This is a genomic window from bacterium (genome assembly GCA_020854115.1).
Classification (GTDB): Bacteria; Patescibacteriota; Saccharimonadia; order CAILAD01.
In genome coordinates this window covers 1-26,039 of sequence record JADZGC010000013.1, presented here as the reverse complement: position 1 = coordinate 26,039, position 26,039 = coordinate 1, and the positions used below count along the sequence as shown (strand labels likewise).

The following is a 26,039-nucleotide window of genomic DNA, read 5'->3' as shown; positions in this document are numbered from 1 at the left end:
GTCATTACTTAAGGTGTCCAAACCCGGTCAGACCGGAGTAGTTCATGTCGTAACTACTTGTTTTTACTTGATTTGATGCATTTCCTTCTACTGTATAGAATCTACCGTTCTCATATTTTGTCACAAACCCGGTGTGACTGCGACCTCCGCTCTTGAAGATAAATATATCACCAGGCTGAGGTATATATCCATCATCCTTCGGGTGGAACTCGCCTTTTGTTCTTAGATACTCCATCACATTACTTACCGCTGGGATTTGCCAGCCGCCCGCACCACCACCAGTAAATGGGGTGCCTGCCTGCTTCAATACCCAGCTCACGAAGTCTGCACACCAATTCTCTCGACGGCCCGTTGTATATTCAAGTACTCTCTCATCCCATTCTCTATGGCCAACTTCAGCTAGTGCAATCTCTAGGATCTTATCGCCATTGGGGACTGTGGTAGAACCACCACCTGTCTGTTCGCAGCCATTACTATTCGCGCCACCGCCAGTGTAGCCACTGAGTGCGGCATAGAAGAGGAAAGCCCCTGGGTTGGCTGAGCTGTTTGTCCTGGAACATCCATCGACCGCACATTGTCTCATGCCGTCGCGTACTGCATCCCAGAAATTCATAACATACGCAGAACCTTCGAAGAGATAATGATCTGGCGGGTTAAACCCTAGCTCGGTTGCATATTCAAGTGCCCAGGCTTTTGTTCTAGCTCCCTTACCGTTATATGCCCACATTACGTCCTTAATAAGATTTGTGTCTGTAGTGTCCTTATTAAGCGTTTTACCTACGTTTATTGGAGATGGTGAGCTATTCACACCACCCTTTAGTGTTGCGGCGGCTATCTTTGCCTGGCGTACCCATTCCTCTTTAGTGATTGGCCCAGGTGGAAAGCTTGCGCCAGCCCTCCAGGCAGAATATAGCTGAAAGGCACCTTGTCCGTTGCTCGGATTATCGAAATGTAGTCCTTCACGAAAATGTATGCCCACAAGCATCTGCCAGGGCACATCTCCCTCTTGACCTGCTTGTTGGTACCAGTCTAGATGATTGATTATCGATTCTACTCGAGCAGCTCCACCAACATTCTTAATTGCAAGGAGCTTCGCACGAATTTGATCGACTGAAGGTGCTGTACCCGCAGGGATTGCTGTTGTATCTGGAGTTGGACTTGCGGATGGTGCTACCGAAGCTGATGGTGAAGCTTGGCCTTGATCGTATAATCCTAAAGAATTACAAACTGCATCGGTATCAACTTCTGCTGTCTCATCATAGAAGGGGTTGCGTTCAATATTACGTCGTTGATCAGAGATGCTGGACGTAGGGGAAACTTTTGCGGCAGGATTTGGGGTGGCAGCAGAAGCAATGGATGGAGTAAGGGTTATTATTAGGCATAGTAGGGCTCTAAGTACTCTTTTCATATCCTTACCTTCCATTACTCGACCAATGCCATGGCTCACTAGGCAGATTATAGAATCCATACTTATTTGCGTGGTACTTCATCCAGAGATATCCACCAGATGAGCGAGTCAGTGTCGACCCTCCTTGCGAGAAGTCTACAGCTTCGCCAGCCTCATGCATAGACTTGCCTGGTATTGCTGTAGGTGGCGAACATGAAGATGATGGGGCTGTATAGAGGTCTGCGCAATTATTTTTTCTGCGAACTGCAACTTGCTGATCGAATGAACGATATCCACCACCGCTCAGATTAATACCTTCAGCAGCAGCGGCGTTGTAAAGATTAAGTAGATTTGCTGCCATCGTAACGCTAACGATCGTATTATTTACCTTACAGAGTCGCATAGAATATTCAAATATCCTGCCAACACCATATCTCGTGCCTGTGCCAGCATCAGCGGTGCCTGGTGGACACGGCGCATTTCTGTCGCCAGTCGGGGTTGTTGTTGTGACAGGTGTATCGTCTTCTCCAGATTCTGCGGGACCGCTACTATTAGCGTTAAATGTGGGGTCCTCTTGCGCTGGATTTGACAGGTAGAGTAGTGCATCAGTTTGTAGGATGTTGAAGTGATATACACGGAACATGAACGAGAGGTCTCTCCTATCCTGACTGTTCTTGGCGAGATTTATACTGCCGGGGTTATTTGTGAAACGCTGGATCACAGAAGTATTGGACAGTTTCTTGGGGGCACCATTAGATCCAGGAGATTGTGTGTCATAAAGTTCTTTACAGAAATTATTATATAAGCTCTTTTGCTGCTCATTATCTGGGTCTGGATTGTTGAGATGGAAACGATCAGGTATAAATTCACGCATACAAAGCTCCCATTGGTACATTGTGCTTGATGCTGTAGGATTTTGTTCTATGATTTTTTCGATTGCTCGTGCATTTTCGATAATTGGTACCTCGTAAAATCCTGGCGGGAAGCCTGCAGGATCGATATGGAGATTATTTATCTCATGACTTGATGCTGCTTGGGCAACATTACTCTTGCCGGTGAGAGTGTATGCGAGCGAATCTCGACCACTAATCATATTGCGTGCAGGGTTGAAGAGATTTCCAAAAAGACTAGCCACATTTGATGGAATATTCTTTGGATAATCTGTAAAGGCAACTTGCAGCCTACTGTAGATGGAGCGAGGATTATTCCTGTTGAAGATCCGCCCAAGAAGACCCTGGTATTGATCTTCATACGCGATGATGGAGTTCGATATATTTTCAGCGGCTATGGCTTCGTTTTGATTGAAGAATTGTCCGCCCATAGAAATAATGAGACTGTTTTTGTACGCTAGGGCGCCAATAGACTGTCTGTTGAAATTTGCTGGTCCTTCTTCGACGCCAGAAGTGCCGTTATTACTCGCGGTAAGTATGAGGCGCTTCATAACATCCTCTATAGTTACTTTGTTCATGGCAGCAATTGTATTTATTATGGTTCCGTCTTTTGCTCTTTTGTAGCTGTCTAGATTTGCTACACTTCCACGAAATAGCACTTTGTATATTGTTAAGTAAAATATATTTAGATAGCTCCTGTCTATCACTCCGTTTGCCAGATCTGTGAAGTTAATACTATCAGACCCTGTACAGTTTTCAGCTGCAACTCTCCTAAATGTTGCTATCATACGGCTGCTTTGAGTGTCGGCATATATTCCTTCACCACGAATATTTGGACCGCCAAATATCTTAGATAGTGCATCTGGGGAAATCGTTTCGCCTGCAAGACGACCATTTACCGCGTAGTTGTATTGCTGTGATTTCCCTAGACCCAACACCTTATAAGAGTCAGTGCCCCACTCCTTAATGTTTGGAAAATATGTTTTCGCTGTATCATCGTAAGTAATAATTGAGAATGCAGCATTTGCTTCGGACTTAATACGATCTTTGACAGCCTGTTTATAGTTCTTTGATGCCGTGTCGGTTAATTCTGTTGTATAGCGATTATAAATCTGACATACGGTATTTAGTACGGCCGCTTGTGCCCGGGCTTTTTTCGCTGGATCTGTGCTCTCGGCATCACTCTCACGAGGTATGTGCGCATAAAATATAATCTGATCCGGCGGTACCCCACAAATAAGATCGTGACGGGCTTTTGCGATAGCGTTGTCCCAAGATGGCTTTTCTGGAAACTCGTAATTGTTTGCGCAATTTGCAACACTAAAAGGAAGTATAGTGTCTGTTGGGTAGATATATTTATCTACATTTGAGTTTGTATTTCGGGGCGTATCGTCGTCTGTGGTTGGTGCTACACCTTCAACACCCTTACCGCTACTCTGCCATACTCTACTCAATGTTTTCTTGCGTAGCGTTTCTTTGATTTGTGCATCTGATTTGCCACGTATCTCAGTACTATCCCTGGGGGCAGCATAGGCATACCTAATCCCTAGCTTTTTATTGAGGTTCTCTCGAATATATTCTGAGCGCATAATGGTATTAAATATCGGATAGGTTTTGTCGATACAATTTGATCTAGCAATACCTTCTAGGTTTAAGACTTGGCCCTTAATAGTTACAGAATCAATAACGCTTCGTTCTTGACCATCTGGCCCCACGACTTTGGATGTTTTGATCTCGCAATTTGAATCAGGTTTAACTGACTGGAATTTTGCTTTTTCCCAATCTATCTTTGCGAGTCGGTATTCTAGAGTCCCCTCTTTTGGCATGCTGGCAGGATTGTAGTTTGTGGCTGCCGCCAATGCTCGACCATCCTTACCAACAGGGATTTCGTAAGCCATTTTGCCAGCAACTCCCTGGTCTATCTGGGTCGACACCGAAAGGCCTACGTAATGTTTAGCAATCGACCAGCCTGTTTTTAGGAGCTTGGATGGTGATCCAAATAGAGACGCGGCGACCATAATAACAAAAAAAACAAGAATAAACTGCCAGGTACTCATGAAGATTACTACATACAAGAAGTACCTATCCTTTATATTGATACCTACCGTCTGACCAAGCTTTTTTGCGGCATTCATTGCGACATTGGCGGCTTTACCAACGCCGGTTGCGGCTAACCCTGTTCGAGCAGCGGCAGCAGCTACATCAGCTCCTGCCGCAACTGCTCCTTCTCTTTTTGCGGTTTGACTAGTATTTTTTACCTTACTTGCGAGATTCGCAGCCTCTCCTACAGGAGTGCCCTTTGACTTATTCTTTATTTGTTCTAGGCCCTTGTCGACACCCTTACTTACGGCTCCCTTGCCTCGACCCTCGTTTACAGATGGCAGACCCGAACCATTAGGATTGGTATTTCCGGTACTTGTGGGGTTGAGTGATGTTGTGCTATCATTCTTGACTTTGTCTGATAGGCTACCACCAGTAGATCGCTCGTGGCCAAAAGAAGGAGATCTTAGGTTGTGCCGGCGAGCCCTAGAAGGATTGCTAGTGTGTAGCCAGGGGATCATATCTATTCCTCATCCTCTCCAAATAATGGGGCTGCGTATTCTTGGTCTGGCTGCATCTCGGTAGCTTGTGCGGGAACTAGATCTGGGGCCTCAGCTGGGACTGATACTTGCTCTTGAGGTGGATTTGGGTCAATCTGTGGTGTTGCGGGTGTCTGACCACCTCCTTGGTTGCTCTGCTCGCCGTAGTTATTAATGACCTGCGCTCCCTCGGCTGCCACCCCATCATTCTGCTCTTTCATGCGTTTCTCGAGGATATCGTGCGGATTAGTGGTGATGAGCTGCTCTTCCATGGGGCTTGCGAGAATTCGAATAATGACATGATTTAAGCCTGCGAAGAACAACCCCTCACCTACTGGGAATTGGCTTAAGCGAGCCGACTCCTCACTTGTGAGTTTGAAAGTCTGCGAAATGATGTCGACAGCTGCAGGGTTTTGTTTGAGCAGAAGTTGGAGCGAGCTGTTGTTTACCACCGCGCGGCCTAGTCGGTTTTGCAAGAAGTCTTCTACATCCTGCGTGATTGTTGTCAGGCCGGTGTAGTACTTACGGCAGCGTTTAGCGATCGAGAAGAGGAATTGCGCTGAGTCAGGATATTGCATGAGCTGCCAGGCCTCGTCTACGGCGAGGATGCGTTTCTTGCGATCGGTCTTGATACGATTCCAGATGTAGTTGAGGGCGATGAACATGCCGACTGGCCTGAGCTCATCTTCGAGGTCACGGATATTGAAGACCACCATACGGTTATCAAGATTAACGTTTGATTGCTGGGAGAAAATACCCGAGAAAGAACCTTCGGTGAAGCGACGTAAGCGAGCAGCGATCTGTGGCCCTGTACCTGAGCCATAATTCCCCATCTGCACGAGTGTATTGTAGAGATCATTCATAACTGGCGGCTCGACGTTGTGCGTGAGCGGGTCGTTGGTTATGCCCTTGTTGGCATACGTTTGAATGATAGCGGTATCGAGATCCCCCATCTCGGCGTCACTGAGCTGTCCGTTAAACATCACACGAATGAGAGCTTCGAGCATGATGATATTGGCACGCAGAGCATTGTCGGCTTCTTCGGGATCGACGATCTTCGGGAGATCAAAGGGGTTGATATGGGTATTACTAGTGAGTGATAGCTTGACGAAGCTACCACCGACAGCATCACAGAGGGTCTTATACTCGTTTTCTGGGTCGACGATAATTATTTCAGTACCCATCATGAGGGATCGCAGGCACTCGAGCTTCACCGTAAAGGACTTCCCCGCTCCAGACTTCGCGAAGACAACCATGTTTGCATTCTCAAGGCTAAACCGATCGAAGAGTACGAGCCCGTTATTGTGACGGTTCAACCCGTAGAGAATTCCTTCATTGCGCGACAGCTCAGCGGTTGTGAATGGGAAGCTGGTCGAGAGTGAGCCGGTATTCATGTTGCGATAGATGCCAAGCTGATCAGTGCCGATCGGAAGCGTAGAGTTGAAGCCTTGCTCCATCTGTACACTGGCGGGCTTGGTGTAGATGAGGCTGGTACCAAGGATGGATTCGATCTTGCGTTGTACGAGATCAAGTTCCTCGAGGTCTTTACCGTAGATAGTGAAATACAGCCCAAAACGGAAGAATCGCTCCTCCCCCACTTGCAGCTGATCGCGTAGCTCTTCAGCGTCAGACAGCGCGGCTTCAAGTCCAGGATCACGGACCTTCCCCTTCTCGGCATTGATCTGGTAGCTTGCTTCAAGCTGCCCTACTTTTTTCTTGAGGTTTTCGAGGATCACGCGGCTCTCGACCGGCATAATATTGATTGATATATCGATGACTTCATCGAGATTAATAATAGGACTAAGCCATCCAGTAAAGAGCGTGCGTGGATAGCCGTATACGAAGAGCGTTCGTACATAGCGCGTGCCAATGATGAGGTAGTTGTTTTCGATCGTAAATGAGCTTGGTGCAATAATGTCGCGGAGACTAAGGACGCCCTCACGATATACGCGATCCGCCTCTTGCTGCTCAAGCGCCTGCGGGTCTATCTGTTGCTTCTTCGCCACTACTGCCCTCCTCCCATGAGTGGGTTTTGGGGTGGCATGGGTGGTTGCCCGGGAGTTTGTCCAGGTTGCGTTTGAGCCACTGAAGGTTGAGGCATTGGGTTGCCGCGTTCGACGATTGGGGTGGTCATCTGATCGATATCGGTGAGATTTTGTGTCATAGCTTCTTCTTGGTTGTAGCTGGTGTAGAAGAGCTCGATAACTTCTTGCGTGCTTAAGACTGCTGCACGAATTCCCATCTGACCGAGACCTTGTGCGACGAGGTTGGTGCGCTGGATAAGGTCACGCTTACGTTGTTCGAAGATCTCAGTGGTCTGGACTTGATCAGTGTTGCTTTGGAAGAGAGAGGCAAACTTCACACCAGCGTTGTCTTTCACCTTCTTCCCGGCCTCGATGAAGTATGGCACGACGATGTAGAATTCCTTATTCATGATATTGACCTGCTCGAGTAGGCCCTGAATATTGTAAATATAGTCCTCCATCAGACCAGAGATGAGAGGATTATTTTCATTGGCCTGCAGGACTTCGAGCTTGTCGAGATAGCCATCAAGCTCGAGCTTACGGCTTCGAATCACGATCTGAATTGGGAAGTGAAGTCCATTTAAGAAGCCTTGGTAGGCAAACTCAATCGCGTCTTGTTCCTGCGGGCTCTTGAGGTCGAAGTTGAGCGCGCTAGCGAGTACGATCATGCGCAGCGAACCGTCACGCATCACAACGATACCGTCTTTGATCTCAGTAAACATCAGGTGGTTCTGCGTACTCATACGCTGATCCTGCACCTGTTTTGGTGGCGTAATTGATTTCTGGTATTCAGCTTCTTGTGCTGAAATGGGCGCTTGCTGGACGGAGTCAGCCATCTTTGATTCTCTACCCTCTTTCTACTTTTAGGTCGTTTGACTACCTATCGGACTTACGAGCACCTCATATGCTCGGTACTATAAGTGACGAATATATCATCATAACAAAAAGAAACAGCCCGATACAGTGTGGTTGTTTCTATCTTGGTTCTATGTGTACGTTTTTGTTCTGAAGATTTGTCTTTTGGAGGGCGGCTGCTGTCTTAGCGGAAACTGACGGGCTGTCCGGCCTGGAGTTGGCCACGGTTGGCTGCCTGAGCAACCTGGGCTACTGATAGGTCAGTAGTATCCATAACCTTTTTAAGTATATCATCACTCAGTTGTGGCTGGGAGGGTTGTGCCGGTGTTTGTACCGCAGATGGGTCTTGGATTGCTTGAGTCATGGCTTGTCTAGCTTGGTCGCGTACGTCGTGCTCAACATTTTGTAGCATTCGGCCGACATCTTGAATCTTCTGACCTGATTCTGTTTGCGAGATGATGTCATCCCCTTTTTGTAGCTGGCTTGGTGCTATTTCTTGCTGCAGACTTGGTGGTGTGAAGACACGTTGTGAGAATGTAGCAGCTTGGTTGGTAGGATCGAGTGCCTGTACTTCCTCGTTCTTCAAGTGTCCACGTGTGTCCACTACCATCGCGAGCTGACGCAGACGGCTTTGGACCTGCGCGTAGTCGGCGGCGGTGAGTTCCTGTACCTTCGGGGGTGGTGGCGCGTCGACGATGGCGTGCTCCACAGATGTGTCCTTCATCCAGACACGCTTGCGCGGGACGACAGTGAAGCGGATGAGGGCGATGAGGTAGTTCTCGAAGCTTTGTTCTTCGCGGCGCCCGAAAGCTAGGAGGAACATGAAGCCGGATACCGGTAGGATGACGAAGATCGCAAGCACAAGCCCAGCGGCTCCACCAGCGCGGAGAATCATATACCACAGCCCACCCCATGCCAGTCCAATGACTGCATAGATAAACTGCTTCATGGTCAAAGGACCAAGTAGCTTGTCTTCGGACTCTACGTTTTGAGGGACTTTATATTGTGCCATATATTATGGTATTAATTTTAGTTAAGGAAATCACGTACCTTGTCGGCCGCCTTAGAGGGCGCATTCCTTACTGCTTCACCAGTTCTCCTGACTCTTACTCCTGCACGGTATGCCGTGGTACCAGTGCCAATTTGTGGGGCGGCACGATTAACCGTTTTATCGCCAACAGTAATGTCTTTATAGTCTGGTGCAGTACTCTCTTTTGAAAGGTATTGCATGACAGCTTCAACATTTCCTTGAGACTGTGGTTCGGATGTACCGGCTTGGTATGCTCTTAGCATTGCTAATGACTCAGATGACATATTGTTTTGGGCCCTAGTATTGTTTGCGAGTCGTGTCATTTGTCCCGTAGTTATTCGACCTGACATAACATTCGAGCCAAACGCATCCGCTGAGAGCTGAGATAGTGCGTCGTCTGACAAACTTGACATGTCTGTGTATGAACCACCGATTCGTCGCAGATCTACATTTTTTCCAAAATCTCCAGCATAACGCCCACTGGCCGCATTATATGCCATGCCTGTAGCACCGCCTGATTGACTTAATTTAGCTAGGGCTTTTCTGTCACCCATCTTTGCTAATTGACCTATAGCGGCCGTGCGCTCCTGGAAGTTACCTCTATTTGCGATTGACATTAGCTGATCTGACGACATGTCCTTCACAAGTGACTCTGCCTCATTTAGCCGGCCAGACTTTAATTGCGCCGCTTTTCTTGCAGCTGTTTTGCCACCGAACGATCTAATAATGGGTGTAGCTCCAAGACCCATTGCGATTTTTTGCCCCCTGTCACTTGATACCATTCTTTTTGGCAGGCTACTAGCCGCACTTTTCGCACCCTTCTTAACTCCTCCTTTAGCAAAATCAATTCCTGCACTTGCTCTTCCTGCAAGGAATCCAGCGCCAGCCGCGAATAGCTCGCCACCCATCTTAAATGTCTTCGGGATTGCCATGAGCGCAATAAGTGGAGCAGCCATGCCGACAAGCCTAACTGCAAACGGGGCGCCGTCGTCATTACCTACAATCTTTTGGAAAAGAACCGATATGGCCAGCATGCCAGTCACAATCGGGTACATCATCAGGACTTTGATCAGGTTTGACCACCATTTCTTAAATAACTTCTCGGTATTTGGCAAGATCCACATTACGCATGCGAGAGGAGCCGTTAATATAAGCGCATATATGATAAGCTGTCGCGCGATAAGTCCAGCAATCCCGATTAGTACCGCAATGAATGCGAGAAAATAGAGAATAAGTAAGAGTACAATAGCTGCTAATCCGCCACCTGCACCAAGATTGAAGTTAAACGCGAAGGCTCCTGCGCCAATCCCACTGGCTCGAAGAATAAGGTCCGGGACAGCATTGCCAAACACATTGCTAATATCGATAAGGGTTTGCAGGATGAAGAACGAAGCAAATGTGAAGAGCGCACCAAAAGCCAGTCTAGGTAAACTACGCTTGACGGTATAGGCATCCATTCCTATACCATTTCCAAAGACAATAATTACAAAAAATATAATGATAAGACCTAAGGATACATCTCGTATGCTAGCCCAAACTTTGTACGTATAGTTGTCGATTGTGTCACCGTTTCGGTCTAGTGTTGTCGGGCCGTTGGTTAATGGATTTACATTCAAGAGGTCACCGAGAAAGCCTTTGTCACCCGCATTACCACTGCCAGTAAGAAACTCCAGAGCTTCTCTCATTCCATCAAGCATTGGGCACAAGATAAAACTGAGTGAGTTACTACTACAATTTGCCGCTGAATCAATGCCGTCTTTTATAGAGCGATAGATTTCTTCTATCTTATCTCCCTGTACCGAATCGATAGTCATAGTATTCCCGGTAGTCTGTCTTATACATGTATGTCCTTCGCGAGACAGGAGTCCACACAGAAACCAAGCGTCTCCATTTTCAGTATATTTACCGGTGGCTTTGTCATAATTGGCTCCACCCCAACTATCTGACCAGTCAATATCCTTTAAGTCATTGGTGGGTGCGTACATGCGGCGTTCGTACATCTTCCCATTCGCTGTAAGTTCCACCGAAACATCATCTGGAGTTTCTGCTCCAGTATTGCTGGTTGTCAGTATGCCCTTAGCAGCTGTTCCAGTCCTCGCTACAGTAAGGTAGACATTCCCAGGATTGCCGTTTTCGTCCATATTTCTGAAAACCGCTTTATCAGCTTGCACCGTATATGTCACGACGAAGTAGAAGTCATAGCCTTCACAACTTATCTTTGAGTCGGCAATCCATTCGCAAGAATTATCTGATCTATTTGAAACATCACTAATCGAAGAAGTAATGTCGGCAGCTCTAGCAATATTGGGCACAAATACGAAAAATCCAACCACGATGAGCCATATAGCAATGAGTGCTTTCGAGAACGGTGAGTTAATATTGCTTATGCTCTTCATTATCCTCCAAATTATAGCAAACTTAGCTATAATGATGATATGCAAAAGCGCTCTCCCGGTATTCCAGGAATTATTCAGACAATACGTAAGCTATTAATTGTTGCAAGCTTTCTGTTGGTGTTTGGGCTAGTTTTATTTCCTGGAAATCAACACGTAGCGCATGCAGTAAATACCCCCGCTGGGTGCCCTGGTGGCGGAGCTGGTCCGGTAGCGCCAGGAATAGACTGTAATAATCAGAGTACTTGGCCTGGTGCCACCCCAGCTCCTTCACCTGTAGCACTGCGTGCGACTTGTGGAGAGGCGACCAATCCGAACTATAGGATAATTAGTCAAGACGGCGGGAGTTTCGTTAAGTTTCTCTGTCAGGGTGCTGATCCAGGTCGAAACATTATTGAGGTTATCATTGAGAGGGGGGCAGATTGGCTCGTCAACTTGTCTACTGTATTCTTTGCGGTAATTATTATGCTAAGCGTTGTAGGTATGGGCGTTTCTGGCGCATCACCCGAAGCTATTAAGTCATCCAAGAGGCGTATAGTCAGCGCAGTTACTAGTATAGCGGCGTTCTGGACGGCACGAATTATTTTGACAATCACCGGAGTTACCGGCGACAATAAAATCTTAGGCGTGGACGTTACCGTGTTTAATAAAGACACGATCCCAGCTCTCATGATTGCTTTGGTGCAGCATCTACAGTTCGTTGGCGGTGCCCTGTCGATTATTACCATTATTGTAGCGGGCATACGCTTCATGACGTCACAAGGTAATCCAAATGCAATTGCCCAAGCTCGAAAGCTTATCGCCTACGCGGTACTCACACTCCTCATAGTCGGAAGTGGTACCCTTATCTTTAGTCTATTGGGTGTAATCATTAAAGGAGCATAAGATTTATGAGGGCGATGCAATTACTCATAGCGGCTATAGGAGTGCCGGGCACACTACAACAAGGGCCAGGCACGTTACCAGAGCTGTTAAACAATATATTTCGCTTCCTTACATACCTCGTTGGTGTTATTGGTTCATTTATGATGGTGTATAGCGGCTTCCAGTATGTAATCTCGGTAGGTAGACCCGATAAGACCAAGCAAGCGCTCCAGTCAATTATCTACACTGCTGTAGGCTTTGCTGTGGCAATCCTTGCCCGTTCGTTGGTTGAGTTTATATTCCCCCGCGTGACTGATAAGTATGACATTGTACCGTTGATAACAGACTCAATCCAGGTATTCATGTATGTTATTGGTATTACCGCTGTGATCATTATGATCATTGCCGGTATGCTTTATGTATACTCTGCTGGCGATCCTGGGAAGACGAAGATCGCAAAAGACGCAATCTTATATGCTGCGATAGGTATCGTGGTTGCGTTGGTTGGGAGTGGTGGACTCGTATTTATAAATAGTCAGCTACGATAATTATTTCGTAAGCATAACTTGCTTATACCAAGAAGCTGACGTAGAATATGTGCAACGGCGCAGTATTAGTGCCCATAAGTAAAAGCAATTATTTAGGAGATACTAAACAATCATGGCGAATGCTCAAGATTTATTGAAAAAAGGTGCTCTCTCACTCGCTGGTAACGCAGTTGTAGTAACTACACTTACCGGCACAGCTCATGCGGCGGTCGGTGGGATCTCGGAGGGTGCGAATAGCGCAAAGACCGCGGAACAGCAAGATGATCTCGTCAGTCAGATCCAGGTCGTCACCAACACCATGCTCTTCGCCATAGGCGTTGTGGCCGTCATCATGCTCATCATTGGTGGTTTTCGTTATGTCTTCTCGGCTGGCAACCAGCAGAATGTTACGGCTGCTAAGGACACCATCCTCTATGCGGTGATCGGAATTGTCGTAGCACTGCTCGCCTACGCAATTGTAAACTTCGTACTTGGTCAGTTCTCTTAAGGGATATCTACCATCAATAAATGCCCCTCCATGGGGCATTTTTGTTATATATAGTGCCTATAGGGTACAATATCGGTATGAAGAAACTTAGATCTCTGTATGCGGTCGGCTTTGTACTGTTGACTATCATAATTGGTTCAAGCTTAGTTATTGGGCATGGACATGCTGCCTGTGGCGGCATAGATCAAGGTACGCTTGGTGGTATCGCTTGCGGTCCCCAGTCAGTATCTACCCAAACAGCGGTTCAGCGAGCAATTAATATCTTGCTCTACATTACAGGTATCTCGGCAGTGATCGTCATCATCGTCGGCGGCCTGCGCTACGTACTATCTGGTGGCGATCCGAAGAATACCGCTGCCGCTAAGGACACGATCATGTATGCTGCCATTGGACTTGTAGTCTCGTTACTGGCTTATGCGATCGTGAACTTCGTACTTGGTCAGTTTAGATAAAAATAAGGAGATTATCATGTATCAATTTGCTACAAACTTCCTGTCAAAAGCTACTGCGATTGGCATTACTCTTGCTGCATTGCCTACTACACTTGTTCGTTCTGCAATGGCTGCCTGTGGTCCAATCGATATATATGGCGGCGCAGAGTGTGGTAATACGGGTAGCGGCTTGACTGTGCAGAGTGGCGTGCAAGCTACTGTCAATACGCTACTCTTCATCGTAGGTGTAGCCTCAGTGATCGTCATCATCGTCGGCGGCCTGCGCTACGTACTGTCTGGCGGTGATCCGAAGAATACCGCTGCCGCTAAGGACACGATCTTGTATGCAGCTATCGGCTTGGTTGTGTCACTCCTCGCCTACGCTATTGTCAACTTCGTACTTGATCAGTTCTTATAGTCCTAATCTCCAGCCCCATATCAAAAAAGCCGCTTGTCGCGGCTTTTTTGATATGGTTTATTCGGCGTGTTAGCTGCCGACTGGCTTCACTTTGATCTTCTTGATCTTGTCTTCTTGGACTACCTTTGGTACGACGACTGTAAGTACGCCGTCCTTCAGAGTAGCTTGTGCCTTCTCGGCAATCGTAGAAGTAGGCAAGATGATCGAGCGTGAGAAACTGCCCCAGAAACATTCTTGGACATAATAATGCTCCTTCTCAACTACTGTTTCTTCCTTGCGATCACCGCGAATGGTCATCACATCTTCACTGATTGCGATATCAATGTCTTCTGGCCGGACACCGGCAATCGGTGCCTTCACTACTACTGAATCTTTTGTCTGATAGACGTCAACTGCAAGCTGACCTTCAAACTCCTCAAGATCTTGATCCCCCATCCACTCATCTGGCGTGTTGGTGGTATCATCGAGAAATTCGTCTTGCAGGATTTCTTCGTCTGGGTTGTTCCGTCGTGCCATATGCAAAACTCCTTATCCTTTACTATCACCGATCTTAGCACGTATTATAGCCAGGTTTTTAGAGAATAATCAAGATGTTGAAGCTATTTTCCAGATTAATCGCTCCAGACCGTTGTATTTTGTGCAACGATGAGGGGGCTGGCGTGTGTACTGATTGTCAGTTACATAGCCTTATTGAACGCACGAGTACCTGCTACTTGTGCAATGCCACTACTAAGGACGAGCGGGTCTGCGCGCGCTGTCAGTGGCGTACGCCAATCCGCCGCTGTACGATGCTCTGGCGCTTTGATACGACAGCGGAGACGGTTGTGTATGGATTGAAATATGAAGGGCGCGAAGATATTGCTCGCTCGATAGCGGCGGTGATCAAGGATACTCCCCTGTCGTTTTATGACGTGATTAGCTTCGTGCCGGACACGTCGCAGCGCAAGCGACAGCGAGGCTATGTAGCACCACAGCTCATCGCTCGCGAATTGTCACGCCTGACGCGTAAGCCGTATGTCGAGCTCTTGGAACGTACACGACACATACCTCAGGTTGGAGCTGGGAAACAGGCTCGGTGGCGACAGGTGAAAGATAATTTTGTAGCCAAGAATGGTGAGGTATTGGCTGGCAAGCGCATTTTATTGATCGACGATGTGATTACGACCGGTGCGACGGTGACCGAGTGTGCCAAGACTCTCAAGTCGGCTGGTTCGGGACCTATTTACTGTGTGGCTATTGCGAAGAAGTAGCTGACTCTAGGAGTGTCTCGGCTCCAACCTTGACTATCGCGTGGAGCTGTTTAAACGCAGCGGCTATCTGGGGCGACTCGATAAGCACACCAATTGTCTCCTCGGCATAGGAGATGATGGCCACCTTATTGCCGTAGGTATAGATATTTACAGGTTCGTCATAGGTGTTGGGTGGATACCAAGCCATCTCACGTCCTAATCTTTGGTCATTTTCACGAGCATATTTGATAACATCTGCTTCTGCGGCTTCTATGCCGTGCACTTTTAGGCCGAGCTCGTGACGCTTATTAATGATGTCGTAGATCTTGGGGCCGAGTAAGTTTATGTCACCATCTGATCTGATGAAATAAATATCTTGCTTGGTTCGCAGCTGATCGAGATAGAGCTCCATGATGCCATCTTTACCTTCGAAGTAGCGCACTCCAGGTCGATTCTGATAGGTGTAGAAATAGTTTAGCAGCGCGGGCATAGACTCTTTGACTCGCTGCTCAGCTTGGTGGACTTCTTTGCGTCGTTTTTCCATGAGGCGCTCGAGCGCGACCGGATTCTCCGGCTCATAGGCAAGTTTTTTACCTGACCGGGTGCGCTTGACGAGTCCAAGCTCTTCGAGCTTATCGAGGACAGTGTAGGCATTTGTGCGGCTTTCTTGTGCGAGCTCTGCGATCTTCGGTGGCGTCATCAGGCCGTTTTGGATGAGGAGTAGGTAGATTTTAGCCTGGGCTTGGTTAAGTCCGAGCTGGATGAGTGTGTCTTCATTCATGCTTCAATTATAGCATATTGTCGGACAAATTACGACAAAAAATACAAATAAACAACAGATATAAATGAATATACTGTTGTATATATATTTACAAAATAAACAAAGTATGACATAATGCTTCAGACCTCGGGAACACCCCCGCGGCGCACCTGGACAAGGGAGAAACGGATGACCACCACCACAGAAGCCCTCAGCCTGGACCACCTCGAGCGAATCAAGGGCCGAGACTACAAGAGCGACCGCGCTTACGGCGCCTACACCTACGGGTACAGCCTACTGCGGGCTCACGGAACTCGCGACGGCCAGCCGGCCGCGCTCGACCTCCTCACCTACATTCACCACTTCTGGGGTAACCTGACCGAGAAGCGCTACCAGGCGCTCGAAGACACGAAGCCCGAGAGCCTCACGCTCGACCCGGCAACCCTCCGCAGGGAGATGGCTGACTGGGTGCGAGCCGCCAAGCAGCACCACAGCGAGATGCCGCGCAACTGGCTGAGGACAGCAGAGACAAAGGAGGTCTGGGGACAGCAAGAAGAAGCTGAAGGGCAGGTACGAATCGCACCGCAACTTAACCGCCAAGCGAGCCCCAAGGTCAGCCTGACCCCCCAAAAGCCCTGCGGTCGAAAAGCAACCTGCCAACTCTGCGGGGAGCTGAAGCCTAAGGCTGGCATGAAGGGCTACGGACGAGACTTCAAGCGGATCTGCAAGGACTGCCGCAAGATACTCGACCTCTAGGCCTCCTGCCCGCGGAGGGGGCGCACACAGCGCCCCCTCCCCACCTGACTCGCGGGATAGTCCCGCCTGATGAGCCGGTCACCCCGGCGAAAGTCAGCCAACTCAATAACTCAAAACAAATTGGTATATCTGGACTTATCTGAGTCCTATGCTAAAAACAGAACCTTGAGAAAAAAGGAGACGACAATGACGGATCAAATCGAAGTCGAGCGTAAATGGCGCTTACTTGAACCGCCGACCAAGGAGTGGCTGAGTGCGTTTCCAGCACAACGACTCACACAGGCGTATATTCTCACTGATCCGGGCGAACTGCGAATTCGGAGCGACGGTACGACTTCATGGATGACTGTCAAATCCGACGGCACGATCGCGCGCAGTGAGTGGGAAGTTGAGATACCTGCATGGGTCTTCGCGCAGCTCCTTGCGGCGACCGATCATGTCATTACGAAGACTCGATACACAGTGCCGGGCGACATGCGTAAATGGGAGCTCGATGTGTACGAAGGTGCACTCGAAGGCCTGGTGATAGTCGAGGCAGAATATTGTATCCGTGCCGGTAAGACCGAGGAGGAACTGGCGGAGACGCTGGTCCACATTCGTGACTCACGGCTCTATCCTGGCTTTGGCTCTGCTATCGAGGTGACGGACGACAAGCGCTACAAGAATAAGAATCTGGCGCTATTTGGCATCCCAAACAAGGAGGAAAAGGCATGAGCATAACCCAGGTAAAAACTAAAACCAAGACTTTTGTCCTAAAGGGTGGCCCGCAGAGCGGCAAGTCGACGATCCTCAAGCGCATCGAGCAAGTGTATGGCGACAGGATTATCGTGGTGCCCGAGGTGGCGACAGTACTTCTGACGCATCTCTGGCCAAAGCGTGATCTCGTCGATCTACAGACAGGTGCTTGGATGGACACGCTTCAACACAGCATCTTCCATACCCAGCAGGGACTTGAGCGACTGGCTCGGGTCCGAGCGCAGACTGGTGGTCAGGTACTGATCGGTCATGATCGTGGGGTCTTTGATAACGCGGGCTACCTCGGCATCACCGGTCGGGAGCTAGCAAGGATGTTTGGCGCTAACTTTGACGAGCTGATGGGTATGTACGATTTGGTGATTCATCTCGACACGCTCGCAAAGCTTTACCCTGAGCAGTTTGGTTCGGAAACGAACGAGGCTCGCTACGAGACGGTAGATGAAGCGATCGCGGTCGATGAGCGGATCTGGCAAGCTTACGCAGAGCATCCGCATCAGGTGCGCATCGCTGCTACTGATGACTTCGAGGCGAAGGTCGCTGAGGTCATGCGATACATCGACGGTCTCTTGTAAGCAAAAAGCCCCACGAAATATCGTGGGGCTCATTTTGTGGCGTCTACTTTCCTTCGTAGTCGGGCAAGTAGACTTGGATACCTCCGCGTAGCATGCGATCCAGGATCTCGTAGTATCTGACGCGCTCGATCTGCTTGATGCGTTCGTGCAGTGAGGCTTCGTCGTCGTCCGGCTTGATCTCGACCGCCCATTGGCCAATGACAGTGCCATCGTCGACCTTGGCAGTCGCCACGTGAATCGTGGTGCCGGTGACCTTGGCGCCAAACTCGAGCGCATCTCGCACCGCATGCCCACCCTTGAAGGAAGGCAGGAGTGCTGGGTGGCTATTAAGGATCAGCCCCTTGAAGGTGTCGAAGAACTCGTCGCTCAGGACTGTCTCGAAGCCAGCCATGGCGATCAAATTGATGCCTTGGCTGTTGAGATGCCGTGCGAGTGCCTTGGAGAAATCGCGACGCATCTGCGAGTACTCGCCACGCATTGGCTTATCTTGCCAACGTGAATCTTCTGTCCAGCCGAAGTCCTCACGACGCCAGAGAAGTGTCTCGACCCCGACTGCTTCGGCGACCTTGAGCCCTCGGCATTCCTGTTCAGCCACGACCAGCGATACATCGAGCCCGTTTTTGAGCATGTGCTCGAGGAGCGAGCCTGTGCCCGACACGAAGACAGCGAGTTTGAGGTCGTTGGATTTATTGGTCATGGAGATCCTTTGCGCTAGATGAATATGCGTTCTACGAACGTGCTTATTATGAGGAAAAGTCAGTATTTTTCAAGCACAACCAGCATCATTGAGTGAGATTATATGTGCGAAATATATACCATCCGTTTGAAGAGTATACTTGATCATAGGCTTTATTGAGTGAATCGATCGATATGTTCGCTTCGAGTGCTTGATCTTCCGAGATTGCGATGTAGTCGACGCCATAATCCTTGAGCAGGTTTTGTGCAGCAGGATCACCGCGCCAGATCTTTTGAGTTACCTCTTTGGTATGACTATAGTCGATGTTGTATGTCCAGAGCCAACCTTCGTAGCCGAGTAAGGTTTTGCGTCCGGCTATCGCGGTGACGGGCATGTTGTGGCGGCTTGGGGTGAGAAAGAGATCATCTGGCTCGGTATTCTCGCGCACATAGTTGGCTACCGTAATGTCGTCAGTCGAAAAGAGTCGGTCCCACACGATATATTGACGTGCAATGGACAGGACCCCGGGAATAATAACCATTACCCCCACAAGAGAGATAATAACCCTAGCTACTCGGCCACGCTGCCACAATACTACGAGTGTGCAGCAGAGTGGTAGGAGCAAGAATAGATACCCGTAGGTGATGAATTTCATATTATCCCAAATGTAGGGCTGGAAAACGTACACATTGCATGCGATGAAGAGTGTTCCACCGACACTTGCGAGGAGTAGTGCCCAGCCGTTATTGCGCACACGTTTTGTAGCTAGCCAGATGCCGTATGCTATCGCCGGCAGCAAAATACCGAGGTTGAGAAACCAAAACCACAGTATATTTGTCCCCTGCTCTGCCATCCAGCCGACATGCCAGCGCGAGAATGAGGATGAGAAGCTGGAGCTGAACTGCCAGTAGAGCTGTGGGGCTGCGATAGCAAGGCTAAGGACTGCAGCACGAATCCAGAAGAGAGGAATATGCTTAGACTGCCACCATCGGACAAGCATGACGATGATCAGGCTGAGTCCGACAACAAAAAATGAATGTACGTGGAGGAGCGGGAGGAGACCGACAATTACCGCGATACTATACAGGACTGATCGCTCCGTTGCTATCTGCAGCTTTGTATCTGGGCGCTTGTAGGCACTCAAGAGCAGCAAGAGAACAATGAATACTACATTGATACCTATCAAGTGGGTGCGCTGCGGTAAGAGCTCGGAGGTAGTGATGTTGTTGAAGAATAGCTGCGTGCTCGGGTTCGCGATACCGGCATTGGTATAGTCTATGAGTTGATTAGGGAGTTCGGTCGTAAGGTGGTTTATAAGGAGCATCAGCCCCCCTGCGGAACCATTGAAGAACAGGAGAATTGACCACATGATCCCTCCGGCTCGTGCGTGAGTGATTCGCATCCCTATACGGTAGCTGCCGATGAGCAAGCTGAGCAGTAGGATGAAGGTCGGCCAGAAGAGCGCAACTTGCCAGCTACCTGTGATGTAAAAAAGTTGTGCAAGATGCAGATCGATCAGGAACGGATAGGAGAGTGATGCTTGAGGGTAGACAGGAAGGACAAGCTCACGCACACCATTCTCGACAAAATAACTAGCCAGCGAGGTGTGCAAGACGGTGTCGCCCCAACTCGGACCGCTACTGTACCACGCGCCATCTTTGATCGGGAAAGCGTAATTGTAGGCAAGGACAGCGATTGCGATCGTACAGGTAGCTGCAATGAGTATCTTTGCGCGATGATACTGGGCGTATTGCCGGACTTGCTGTACCTTGAGTGATCGAAAGAACTGTTGATACCATGTGTGGTCACGGAATGAAATAAGTAGTGCAATGAGAGCGAGGAGGCCCGTGCCGATCTGCTTACCAAGCACGTACCACAGCATGAAGCTCAACCAGCTCGAGAAAGCAACGCTGAGAACGATTGTGGTCGCAATTTTTTCTAAGCGTGTAAGTCGGACTTGGAGCTTTCGAGTAAGACTCCAAGTAGCTAGGCTCATAAGCACAACCCATAGGCCACCGATAAGATACGACACGAGATTCATAGATCCCTTAAGCGTACCGGATGCGGTGGTTGGCAGGCAAATAAAAAAGCCGCTAGGCTGTATTGATTCTGGCGGTGTGCTTTCGAAAAAATTCGAACTGATTTCGCCCAAAATTTGTAGGGCGGGCGGAATTCCACCCGAACCCCCTTTCCGCCCGCCGCACCTGTCCGCCTCTGGCGGAGAAGCGACCCTTTCGGATTGGACGATTTCAAGTTTTTTAGCGGGCGAAGCCCGCTAGCAAAATCATAACTGATTTTGCTCTTTGGCGGCAAATTCTTTTTTAAATTTCAATTCCTAATTCCGTCAATTTAGTCTCAATCCATTTTTCCGCTTCTTGTTCGTCTTTTTCTATTGCCATTTCCACGCCTCGTTTGGCGATTTCAAGTAGAGATTTGGATAATTTCTTAGTTTCATACATTTTGGCGATTTTCTGCTTGATCTCGTCCTGCGTTTTTGAATCTATTTTCGGCAAAACGATTTTTGATAATTCATCTTTGCCAATAGCGGTTAAAATTGTTCCTTTACAACCTTTTTTAGTTGCAGTTGGCCAACTTTCGTTTTCAACAAAACAAGTAAGGTTTCGGAGTTTATTTTATCTGAATTGACTGCAAAAAATCCGGTAGAGCATAAGGCGTTTTTCCAGTCTTCCGTTATTAAAGCAATACTTTCAAGCGATCCTTCAATAGACGAAACAATCAGATCATCTTTTTGCACTTTACGGCGTGCCCTTGACGGCAATTCATTTCCAAAATTTTCCGTGTAGCCGTTGATTTCGCCGTTTGATGAAATATTGGCAAGTTCAATATATTTGTATTGTTCATTGTCTTTTGGCGTAAAATTTCTGTCTTTGATTTTCACCAAATTTCCCAGCTCATCAAACCCGTTCCTATATTTTTTCACCGCTTCAACAATTTCTTCGTATTTCGGCTGAAAGTACTCCGCGTCAAAACGATCGGCTTGTTGTGTGTCTGAATAATTTTTTACAAAAGCAAGCTGATGTTCTGGCTGCCAGTCCAAAAGTCCCAGCTCAGAAAGCAATAATTGCTCGGCTTGGGAGTAGAGCTTTACTGAATATGTCTTTAAAATGTGAGCCTCAAAACAAACATCTTGAATTAATTTTTGAAAATTTTGCGACAAATTCGGTACAGTAATTTCCTTTATCTTATAAATAAAAAGATTTAGCTGGACATTTCCTGTTGATTCTCGGAGCGTTTGGAATCTTCCGTACTTTGAAAGTAGAAAAGATGAAATAAAATACGGCTGATAGCTTTTTTCAATTCTGATAATACCTACATGACGATCGGAATTTGCCGGTAGAATGCTTTTATCTACTACAGCACAATTCCCGATAGTTCCAACAGTTGAAACCACAATATCATTTTCTTTTAATCTCGTCCTTTTATTTTTTTCATCTTGGACTTTAGAAATAAAGCCCGTGCCTGATAAATCAAAATAATTTTCTTTGGGAGCCTTCGCAGACAAAAGATTGATTTTACTGTTTTCATCAAAATCTATAGATGCATGAATACCGTCCGTCACAAAAGCAAAATCGTCAATTTGATTATGGCCTTTTGATTTCAATGTTTGTGATAAAAGTAAATTTTGAGGATGATAATATTCTGAATCAAACCTTAATGATCCTTTTTCCAAATCCCGATAATTTACCACTGAATATTGCATAGTTTATTTCCAAAAAGATAAATGGTCTGATTTCGCCCACTCAATAAACTTTTCCGCCACGCCGTCCTCTAATTCGCCGTCGTGATTGTGCAGGTCGTGGTTAATTATCAAGTGGCCGTTTTTATCCAGTTTCGGCTGATTGTTGCCATTTTTGACGAATACATACTCGCCGGAATTATCCTTGCCGGATTTTTCCGACACGGCAAAGAAAATCGGGTAATCCTCTTGCTTGGGGCAGAGTTTGTCATCCCATTTTTGCACAAAAAGCACACTGGTTTTTGTTCCCGTGTGCGGTTTGAAAGTGTTTACATGAAGTCCGACAACTGCCAAGATTCTAGCCTTTTCGGAGATATACTCGCGGATTGCTTTGTCTGAAGTGTTATTAAAACGGCCTTGCGGTAAAACAATCGCCATTCTTCCACCCGGCTTCAAAAAGTTTAGGTTTCTTTCAATAAACAAAATATCGCGTCCGACTTTTGATTTAGGTTTGTTTTTGTCGTTGTAACCGAGATCATATTTGTGGATTATGCGGGATTCTTTGATGTCTCCGGCAAATGGCGGATTTGCCATGAGAATATCAAAATTGAATTCTTTGTACGAGCTTTTATCTTTTTGTAGAGCTTCAAGGCGTTTTAGACCCGCTCCGTATACTTCCAACCAGTCGCGGTTTTGGATTGATTCGTTCCAGCGTTCATAATCAAGATTGTTGAGGTGTAAAACATTCGTGTTGCCATCCCCGGCGATCAAGTTTAGGGTGCGAGCCACGCGCACGACTTTTTCGTCAAAATCAATGCCAAATACTTTAAGCACATTTTCTTTTTCTTCTTCGGAAATGTCTGTGTTTTGAAATAAGTGTCCGGTGATTTGAAAAATAGTGTGAACGGTAAATCCGCAAGAACCGGCGGCTGTATCTACCATGTATTCGCCCGCTTTGGGATTGAGCATTTTGACGCACATATCAATTACATGGCGAGGAGTGAAATATTGGCCTTTTTCGCCTTTTGACGACTTATTAACCAAGTATTCAAAGGCCTCATCTATAATCTGCAAATTGGAATTGAAAAGTTTTATATCCTGCAAACTGGAAACACTGACGGAAAGATGAGAGGGTGAAAGCTGAATCTGGCTGGCTTCATCAAAAACACCTGGCCATTTGGCTTTGGCTTCGTCAAAAAGTTTTTGAATTTTCTTTTTGAGTTCGCTTTCTGATTGTCCGGTGTTTCTAAATTCCAAAACTCTGAAACTGGAATCATCAACTTTTGCTAAAATTTCTTTTACTTTGTCGTAATCTCCTCGATCTTCTTTGCTTAATTTGTCTTCAAGATAAATTTCCAGACGCATTTTGTCTTTCTTGCTCTGTAATTCGTCGTAAAGTTTGGTAAAAATTAGTTTAAAAACTTCCTCAAAAACATCTACTCCGGCGTTCGCTAAAACTTCATCTTCCATTTCCTGAATAATGGTTTTGAGCGATTTGCCCTCATTTGGGATTTTATCCTTGATGATTAAGTCTTTGAGGGTAAATCTTTCTTTCAAAATATCTTCAAGCGTCTGATCGGCTTTTGGAATGTCGGTAATGTCTTCAAAATAATTTGGGTCCTTGCGGTTGTAGTGTGAGATTTGACCGCCGTTAGTCCAAACCGCAATCGGCGCGCCGGTGGCGTTGGTGTAGGAACGAAGCTGGTTTTTCCCGTCTTGGAGTTTTGGCTTTTTGATTTCAACGATGATGTATTCAACAGTCGGGCGGTCTTTGTCAAAAATAACAATATCGGCGGATTTTACCTCACGGCCAAAATGTATTGCGTGTTCAAATTTGACTCTTTGTTTAGGGTAGCCGTAATCTTCAAGCAGTTTCATTGCGTAAAGCTGACGGACGACTTCTTCTGGCTTCAAAACAATTTCTTTATCGCGAATAGCACAAACAACATATGGTTTGCCGTCTTTGAGAGTGATTTTGTTTTCCAGCTCATCAACTAGCTTTTGATCGAACAAAGAGAGGCTGTAATTTGAGTCTTTAATGATGTTTAAAATGTTTTTCATAGTTTTATTTAGTTAATATCCGGCAAATCTCTTAATCGCTTACCATTATATTGCCAATAAGCGGCACCTTGGTACGCGCCACTATTATTCAGCTCTCCTTTTTGCTCATATATTTTGTATGTCAAAGGCGCGAGTTTCCAAACTTGTTCACCATATTCCACTTCGCGCTCGCCAACTACTTTTGCAGTGATTTCTTTATCAGCTATAAAAACAATTTCTTCGCCGTTCTTAATCCCTTTTTTATAAAAACTAAACCTTGATCCTTGTTCTCTTGCCCTAGAAACCTCGTCAAATTCTTTTTCTTTGTTTACATCTTTTGGATAAATCACTTTGCCATCAAACGACAGTAAAAGTTGTCGCACTAAATCATAATCAAGGGCGAATAATTCACTATCTCCAACACGATGTTTATTAAAAATTTCCTTTAAAAGATTCTCTTTATCGTTGTAATCCTCAAGTTCAATCGCGAAAAATCTCTTTAAACCGGAAACATTGTAGTAGCCGTTGGCCTCAAGGAAGCGCATGCGCTCCTGATAATTATTAGTACCGGTTTGGCCTATCTTTATTAGACCTGAGACCGCTGTTGTCATGATGTAAATAATTCCTTTCATAGTTTTATTTCACTAAATCATCTAAAGAAATGCCGAGGCCGTCGGCGATTTTTGTTATCGTTTGTAAAGAGGGATTTTGAATGACATCACTCTCAATTTTAGCCAAAGTCGTATAGGGAATGTCCGCCTTTTTAGCTAAAGCGTCTTGAGTAATGTCTCTCTTTTTTCTCCATGCTTTGATTTTTTGGCCTATTGTTTTGACTTGATTCATTTTCTTTTCTTCCATATAATGATAGTATAAAGATATTGGCATTTAGCAATCATCAATACTATGATAACAAATATATTGAAATCAATCAAATTAAAAATGAGGGAAGCCCGCTTTTGGCCCTCATAAAGTTCGAGTCCAGCCAGTTCCGTTCGGATATTTCCCAACTGGCGGAGAGGGTGGGATTCGAACCCACGGTACGGTTTCCCGTACGCCAGTTTTCAAGACTGGTACCTTCAACCACTCGGTCACCTCTCCAGAACTCAGTAATTATACCCTATTTTGAGGGATATGCACTCCCTCTGCCTCGAGAAGTTGGCGTTTTGCGACTATGCCTCCAGGGCCACTATATCCCCCAATACTCCCATCAGAAGCGATCACGCGATGGCAGGGAATAGGACCGGGCGTTGGATTGGCGCCACAAGCTGCAGCAACTGCTCGATAGGCTCGCGGCTTCCCTACCCTCTCCGCTAGCTGCTTATAAGTGATGACACTCCCCTTCGGTATCTTCGCGATCTCAGACCAGACTAAGCGTTGGAATGGTGTGCCTTCCGGTATGTGCCTATCAGTCATCAGCTTTTCTTTGCTCAAGATACTCAACCTTATCTCGTATAATATTAGTAAAGTCTAGATCAAATTGTCGTGTGATCAGTAGCGCGACGATAATGACGCCTGCTAGTTCTTTTGGGATGGGATCGTCCTCGAGTGATTTTGTTTTGCGTTGTCGATTAAAGTGCTTGAGTACGGCCTCAGATAATTCACCCGCCTCGCCCAGAGAGTTCCGTTCGGATATTTCCTAAATGGCGG

25 protein-coding genes and 1 tRNA gene are annotated in these 26,039 nt (G+C 47.0%); 9 read left to right on the top strand and 17 right to left on the bottom strand.

The features are described 5' to 3' along the window. Positions 1-4: 4 nt before the first annotated feature. From IT415_02675 to IT415_02650, 6 genes are all read right to left on the bottom strand, one after another. Positions 5-1,408 carry a CHAP domain-containing protein gene (locus IT415_02675; GenBank protein ID MCC7543589.1) on the bottom strand — a complete coding sequence of 468 codons (1,404 nt, stop codon included), beginning with the start codon at positions 1,406-1,408 and terminating at the stop codon, positions 5-7. Positions 1,409-1,412: 4 nt separating this feature from the next. After that, complete coding sequence (locus tag IT415_02670; GenBank protein MCC7543588.1) at positions 1,413-4,838, bottom strand: M15 family metallopeptidase; 3,426 nt, start codon at positions 4,836-4,838, stop codon at positions 1,413-1,415. Between the two features lie 2 nt (positions 4,839-4,840). Further along, positions 4,841-6,862, bottom strand: coding sequence for an ATP-binding protein (locus IT415_02665; protein ID MCC7543587.1), 2,022 nt, complete (start codon positions 6,860-6,862; stop codon positions 4,841-4,843). After that, positions 6,862-7,716 carry a hypothetical protein gene (locus IT415_02660; protein ID MCC7543586.1) on the bottom strand — a complete coding sequence of 285 codons (855 nt, stop codon included), beginning with the start codon at positions 7,714-7,716 and terminating at the stop codon, positions 6,862-6,864. Before IT415_02660 ends, IT415_02665 begins: the two co-directional genes overlap by 1 nt. Positions 7,717-7,919: 203 nt before the next feature. Further along, positions 7,920-8,747, bottom strand: a complete 828-nt coding sequence (locus tag IT415_02655) for a PrgI family protein (protein MCC7543585.1) — start codon at positions 8,745-8,747, stop codon at positions 7,920-7,922. Positions 8,748-8,764: 17 nt separating this feature from the next. Continuing rightward, positions 8,765-11,161, bottom strand: a complete 2,397-nt coding sequence (locus IT415_02650; GenBank protein ID MCC7543584.1) for a hypothetical protein — start codon at positions 11,159-11,161, stop codon at positions 8,765-8,767. Positions 11,162-11,200: 39 nt separating this feature from the next. On the opposite strand from IT415_02650, the gene IT415_02645 reads away from it, so the two are divergent. The 5 genes from IT415_02645 (at position 11,201) to IT415_02625 (ending at position 13,906) form a co-directional block, all read left to right on the top strand. Beyond that, the gene (locus IT415_02645) at positions 11,201-12,043 is read left to right on the top strand and encodes a hypothetical protein (protein MCC7543583.1); all 843 of its coding nucleotides are present in this window, start codon (positions 11,201-11,203) and stop codon (positions 12,041-12,043) included. A 5-nt stretch (positions 12,044-12,048) separates the two neighbouring features. Beyond that, positions 12,049-12,570 (top strand): hypothetical protein, encoded by a 522-nt coding sequence (locus IT415_02640; GenBank protein MCC7543582.1) that lies wholly within the window; start codon positions 12,049-12,051, stop codon positions 12,568-12,570. 112 nt (positions 12,571-12,682) lie between these two features. Then, a complete protein-coding gene (locus IT415_02635) occupies positions 12,683-13,057 on the top strand; it encodes a hypothetical protein (protein MCC7543581.1) in 375 nt (124 codons plus the stop codon). A gap of 77 nt (positions 13,058-13,134) precedes the next feature. Continuing rightward, entirely contained in the window at positions 13,135-13,509 is a 375-nt protein-coding gene (locus tag IT415_02630; protein MCC7543580.1) for a hypothetical protein, read from the top strand. A 16-nt stretch (positions 13,510-13,525) separates the two neighbouring features. After that, positions 13,526-13,906 (top strand): hypothetical protein, encoded by a 381-nt coding sequence (locus IT415_02625; GenBank protein MCC7543579.1) that lies wholly within the window; start codon positions 13,526-13,528, stop codon positions 13,904-13,906. Positions 13,907-13,975: 69 nt separating this feature from the next. On the opposite strand, the gene IT415_02620 is transcribed toward IT415_02625, so the two are convergent. Next, entirely contained in the window at positions 13,976-14,422 is a 447-nt protein-coding gene (locus IT415_02620; protein MCC7543578.1) for an Hsp20/alpha crystallin family protein, read from the bottom strand. 74 nt (positions 14,423-14,496) lie between these two features. Here IT415_02620 and IT415_02615 point away from each other — a divergent pair, with 74 nt between their 5' ends. Next, positions 14,497-15,156, top strand: coding sequence for a ComF family protein (locus tag IT415_02615; GenBank protein MCC7543577.1), 660 nt, complete (start codon positions 14,497-14,499; stop codon positions 15,154-15,156). Here the strand turns inward: IT415_02615 and IT415_02610 are convergent. Continuing rightward, positions 15,140-15,916 carry a hypothetical protein gene (locus IT415_02610; GenBank protein MCC7543576.1) on the bottom strand — a complete coding sequence of 259 codons (777 nt, stop codon included), beginning with the start codon at positions 15,914-15,916 and terminating at the stop codon, positions 15,140-15,142. The two genes, IT415_02615 and IT415_02610, sit on opposite strands and share 17 nt — an antisense overlap. Before the next feature lie 168 nt (positions 15,917-16,084). Between IT415_02610 and IT415_02605 the strand changes: the two genes are divergently transcribed. The 3 genes from IT415_02605 (at position 16,085) to IT415_02595 (ending at position 17,979) form a co-directional block, all read left to right on the top strand. Continuing rightward, positions 16,085-16,651, top strand: a complete 567-nt coding sequence (locus IT415_02605) for a hypothetical protein (GenBank protein MCC7543575.1) — start codon at positions 16,085-16,087, stop codon at positions 16,649-16,651. 186 nt (positions 16,652-16,837) lie between these two features. Continuing rightward, the gene (locus IT415_02600; GenBank protein MCC7543574.1) at positions 16,838-17,365 is read left to right on the top strand and encodes an adenylate cyclase; all 528 of its coding nucleotides are present in this window, start codon (positions 16,838-16,840) and stop codon (positions 17,363-17,365) included. Next, positions 17,362-17,979: an ATP-binding protein gene (locus tag IT415_02595; GenBank protein MCC7543573.1), complete on the top strand. Its 618-nt coding sequence runs from the start codon at positions 17,362-17,364 to the stop codon at positions 17,977-17,979. Before IT415_02600 ends, IT415_02595 begins: the two co-directional genes overlap by 4 nt. A gap of 43 nt (positions 17,980-18,022) precedes the next feature. Here IT415_02595 and IT415_02590 read toward each other — a convergent pair whose 3' ends face one another. The 9 genes from IT415_02590 to IT415_02550 form a co-directional block, all read right to left on the bottom strand. Then, entirely contained in the window at positions 18,023-18,676 is a 654-nt protein-coding gene (locus IT415_02590; GenBank protein MCC7543572.1) for a phosphoribosylglycinamide formyltransferase, read from the bottom strand. Positions 18,677-18,761: 85 nt separating this feature from the next. Then, positions 18,762-20,651, bottom strand: a complete 1,890-nt coding sequence (locus IT415_02585) for a hypothetical protein (protein ID MCC7543571.1) — start codon at positions 20,649-20,651, stop codon at positions 18,762-18,764. A 325-nt stretch (positions 20,652-20,976) separates the two neighbouring features. Then, positions 20,977-21,168, bottom strand: coding sequence for a hypothetical protein (locus tag IT415_02580; protein ID MCC7543570.1), 192 nt, complete (start codon positions 21,166-21,168; stop codon positions 20,977-20,979). 35 nt (positions 21,169-21,203) lie between these two features. Continuing rightward, positions 21,204-22,346, bottom strand: coding sequence for a restriction endonuclease subunit S (locus IT415_02575; protein MCC7543569.1), 1,143 nt, complete (start codon positions 22,344-22,346; stop codon positions 21,204-21,206). A 33-nt stretch (positions 22,347-22,379) separates the two neighbouring features. After that, positions 22,380-24,413 (bottom strand): N-6 DNA methylase, encoded by a 2,034-nt coding sequence (locus IT415_02570; protein ID MCC7543568.1) that lies wholly within the window; start codon positions 24,411-24,413, stop codon positions 22,380-22,382. Positions 24,414-24,421: 8 nt separating this feature from the next. Then, on the bottom strand, positions 24,422-25,024 hold the full coding sequence (locus tag IT415_02565) for a GIY-YIG nuclease family protein (GenBank protein MCC7543567.1): 603 nt from the start codon (positions 25,022-25,024) through the stop codon (positions 24,422-24,424). Positions 25,025-25,028: 4 nt separating this feature from the next. Further along, on the bottom strand, positions 25,029-25,250 hold the full coding sequence (locus IT415_02560) for a helix-turn-helix transcriptional regulator (GenBank protein MCC7543566.1): 222 nt from the start codon (positions 25,248-25,250) through the stop codon (positions 25,029-25,031). A 150-nt stretch (positions 25,251-25,400) separates the two neighbouring features. Then, positions 25,401-25,490: transfer RNA gene (locus IT415_02555), tRNA-Ser, on the bottom strand. Positions 25,491-25,502: 12 nt separating this feature from the next. Beyond that, the gene (locus IT415_02550) at positions 25,503-25,805 is read right to left on the bottom strand and encodes an MGMT family protein (protein ID MCC7543565.1); all 303 of its coding nucleotides are present in this window, start codon (positions 25,803-25,805) and stop codon (positions 25,503-25,505) included. Positions 25,806-26,039 lie beyond the last annotated feature (234 nt).

Excerpts from the sequence above, each read along its gene's own strand:
- IT415_02655 (MCC7543585.1), bottom strand. The coding sequence starts at position 8,747 with ATGGCACAATATAAAGTCCCTCAAAACGTAGAGTCCGAAGACAAGCTA.
- IT415_02670 (MCC7543588.1), bottom strand. The coding sequence starts at position 4,838 with ATGATCCCCTGGCTACACACTAGCAATCCTTCTAGGGCTCGCCGGCAC.
- IT415_02610 (MCC7543576.1), bottom strand. The coding sequence starts at position 15,916 with ATGAATGAAGACACACTCATCCAGCTCGGACTTAACCAAGCCCAGGCT.
- IT415_02570 (MCC7543568.1), bottom strand. The coding sequence starts at position 24,413 with ATGAAAAACATTTTAAACATCATTAAAGACTCAAATTACAGCCTCTCT.
- IT415_02640 (MCC7543582.1), top strand. The coding sequence starts at position 12,049 with ATGAGGGCGATGCAATTACTCATAGCGGCTATAGGAGTGCCGGGCACA.
- IT415_02630 (MCC7543580.1), top strand. The coding sequence starts at position 13,135 with ATGAAGAAACTTAGATCTCTGTATGCGGTCGGCTTTGTACTGTTGACT.
- IT415_02660 (MCC7543586.1), bottom strand. The coding sequence starts at position 7,716 with ATGGCTGACTCCGTCCAGCAAGCGCCCATTTCAGCACAAGAAGCTGAA.
- IT415_02560 (MCC7543566.1), bottom strand. The coding sequence starts at position 25,250 with ATGGAAGAAAAGAAAATGAATCAAGTCAAAACAATAGGCCAAAAAATC.
- IT415_02675 (MCC7543589.1), bottom strand. The coding sequence starts at position 1,408 with ATGAAAAGAGTACTTAGAGCCCTACTATGCCTAATAATAACCCTTACT.
- IT415_02635 (MCC7543581.1), top strand. The coding sequence starts at position 12,683 with ATGGCGAATGCTCAAGATTTATTGAAAAAAGGTGCTCTCTCACTCGCT.
- IT415_02650 (MCC7543584.1), bottom strand. The coding sequence starts at position 11,161 with ATGAAGAGCATAAGCAATATTAACTCACCGTTCTCGAAAGCACTCATT.
- IT415_02585 (MCC7543571.1), bottom strand. The coding sequence starts at position 20,651 with ATGAGCCTAGCTACTTGGAGTCTTACTCGAAAGCTCCAAGTCCGACTT.
- IT415_02595 (MCC7543573.1), top strand. The coding sequence starts at position 17,362 with ATGAGCATAACCCAGGTAAAAACTAAAACCAAGACTTTTGTCCTAAAG.
- IT415_02565 (MCC7543567.1), bottom strand. The coding sequence starts at position 25,024 with ATGAAAGGAATTATTTACATCATGACAACAGCGGTCTCAGGTCTAATA.
- IT415_02590 (MCC7543572.1), bottom strand. The coding sequence starts at position 18,676 with ATGACCAATAAATCCAACGACCTCAAACTCGCTGTCTTCGTGTCGGGC.
- IT415_02550 (MCC7543565.1), bottom strand. The coding sequence starts at position 25,805 with ATGACTGATAGGCACATACCGGAAGGCACACCATTCCAACGCTTAGTC.
- IT415_02605 (MCC7543575.1), top strand. The coding sequence starts at position 16,085 with ATGACCACCACCACAGAAGCCCTCAGCCTGGACCACCTCGAGCGAATC.
- IT415_02625 (MCC7543579.1), top strand. The coding sequence starts at position 13,526 with ATGTATCAATTTGCTACAAACTTCCTGTCAAAAGCTACTGCGATTGGC.
- IT415_02645 (MCC7543583.1), top strand. The coding sequence starts at position 11,201 with ATGCAAAAGCGCTCTCCCGGTATTCCAGGAATTATTCAGACAATACGT.
- IT415_02615 (MCC7543577.1), top strand. The coding sequence starts at position 14,497 with ATGTTGAAGCTATTTTCCAGATTAATCGCTCCAGACCGTTGTATTTTG.
- IT415_02620 (MCC7543578.1), bottom strand. The coding sequence starts at position 14,422 with ATGGCACGACGGAACAACCCAGACGAAGAAATCCTGCAAGACGAATTT.
- IT415_02600 (MCC7543574.1), top strand. The coding sequence starts at position 16,838 with ATGACGGATCAAATCGAAGTCGAGCGTAAATGGCGCTTACTTGAACCG.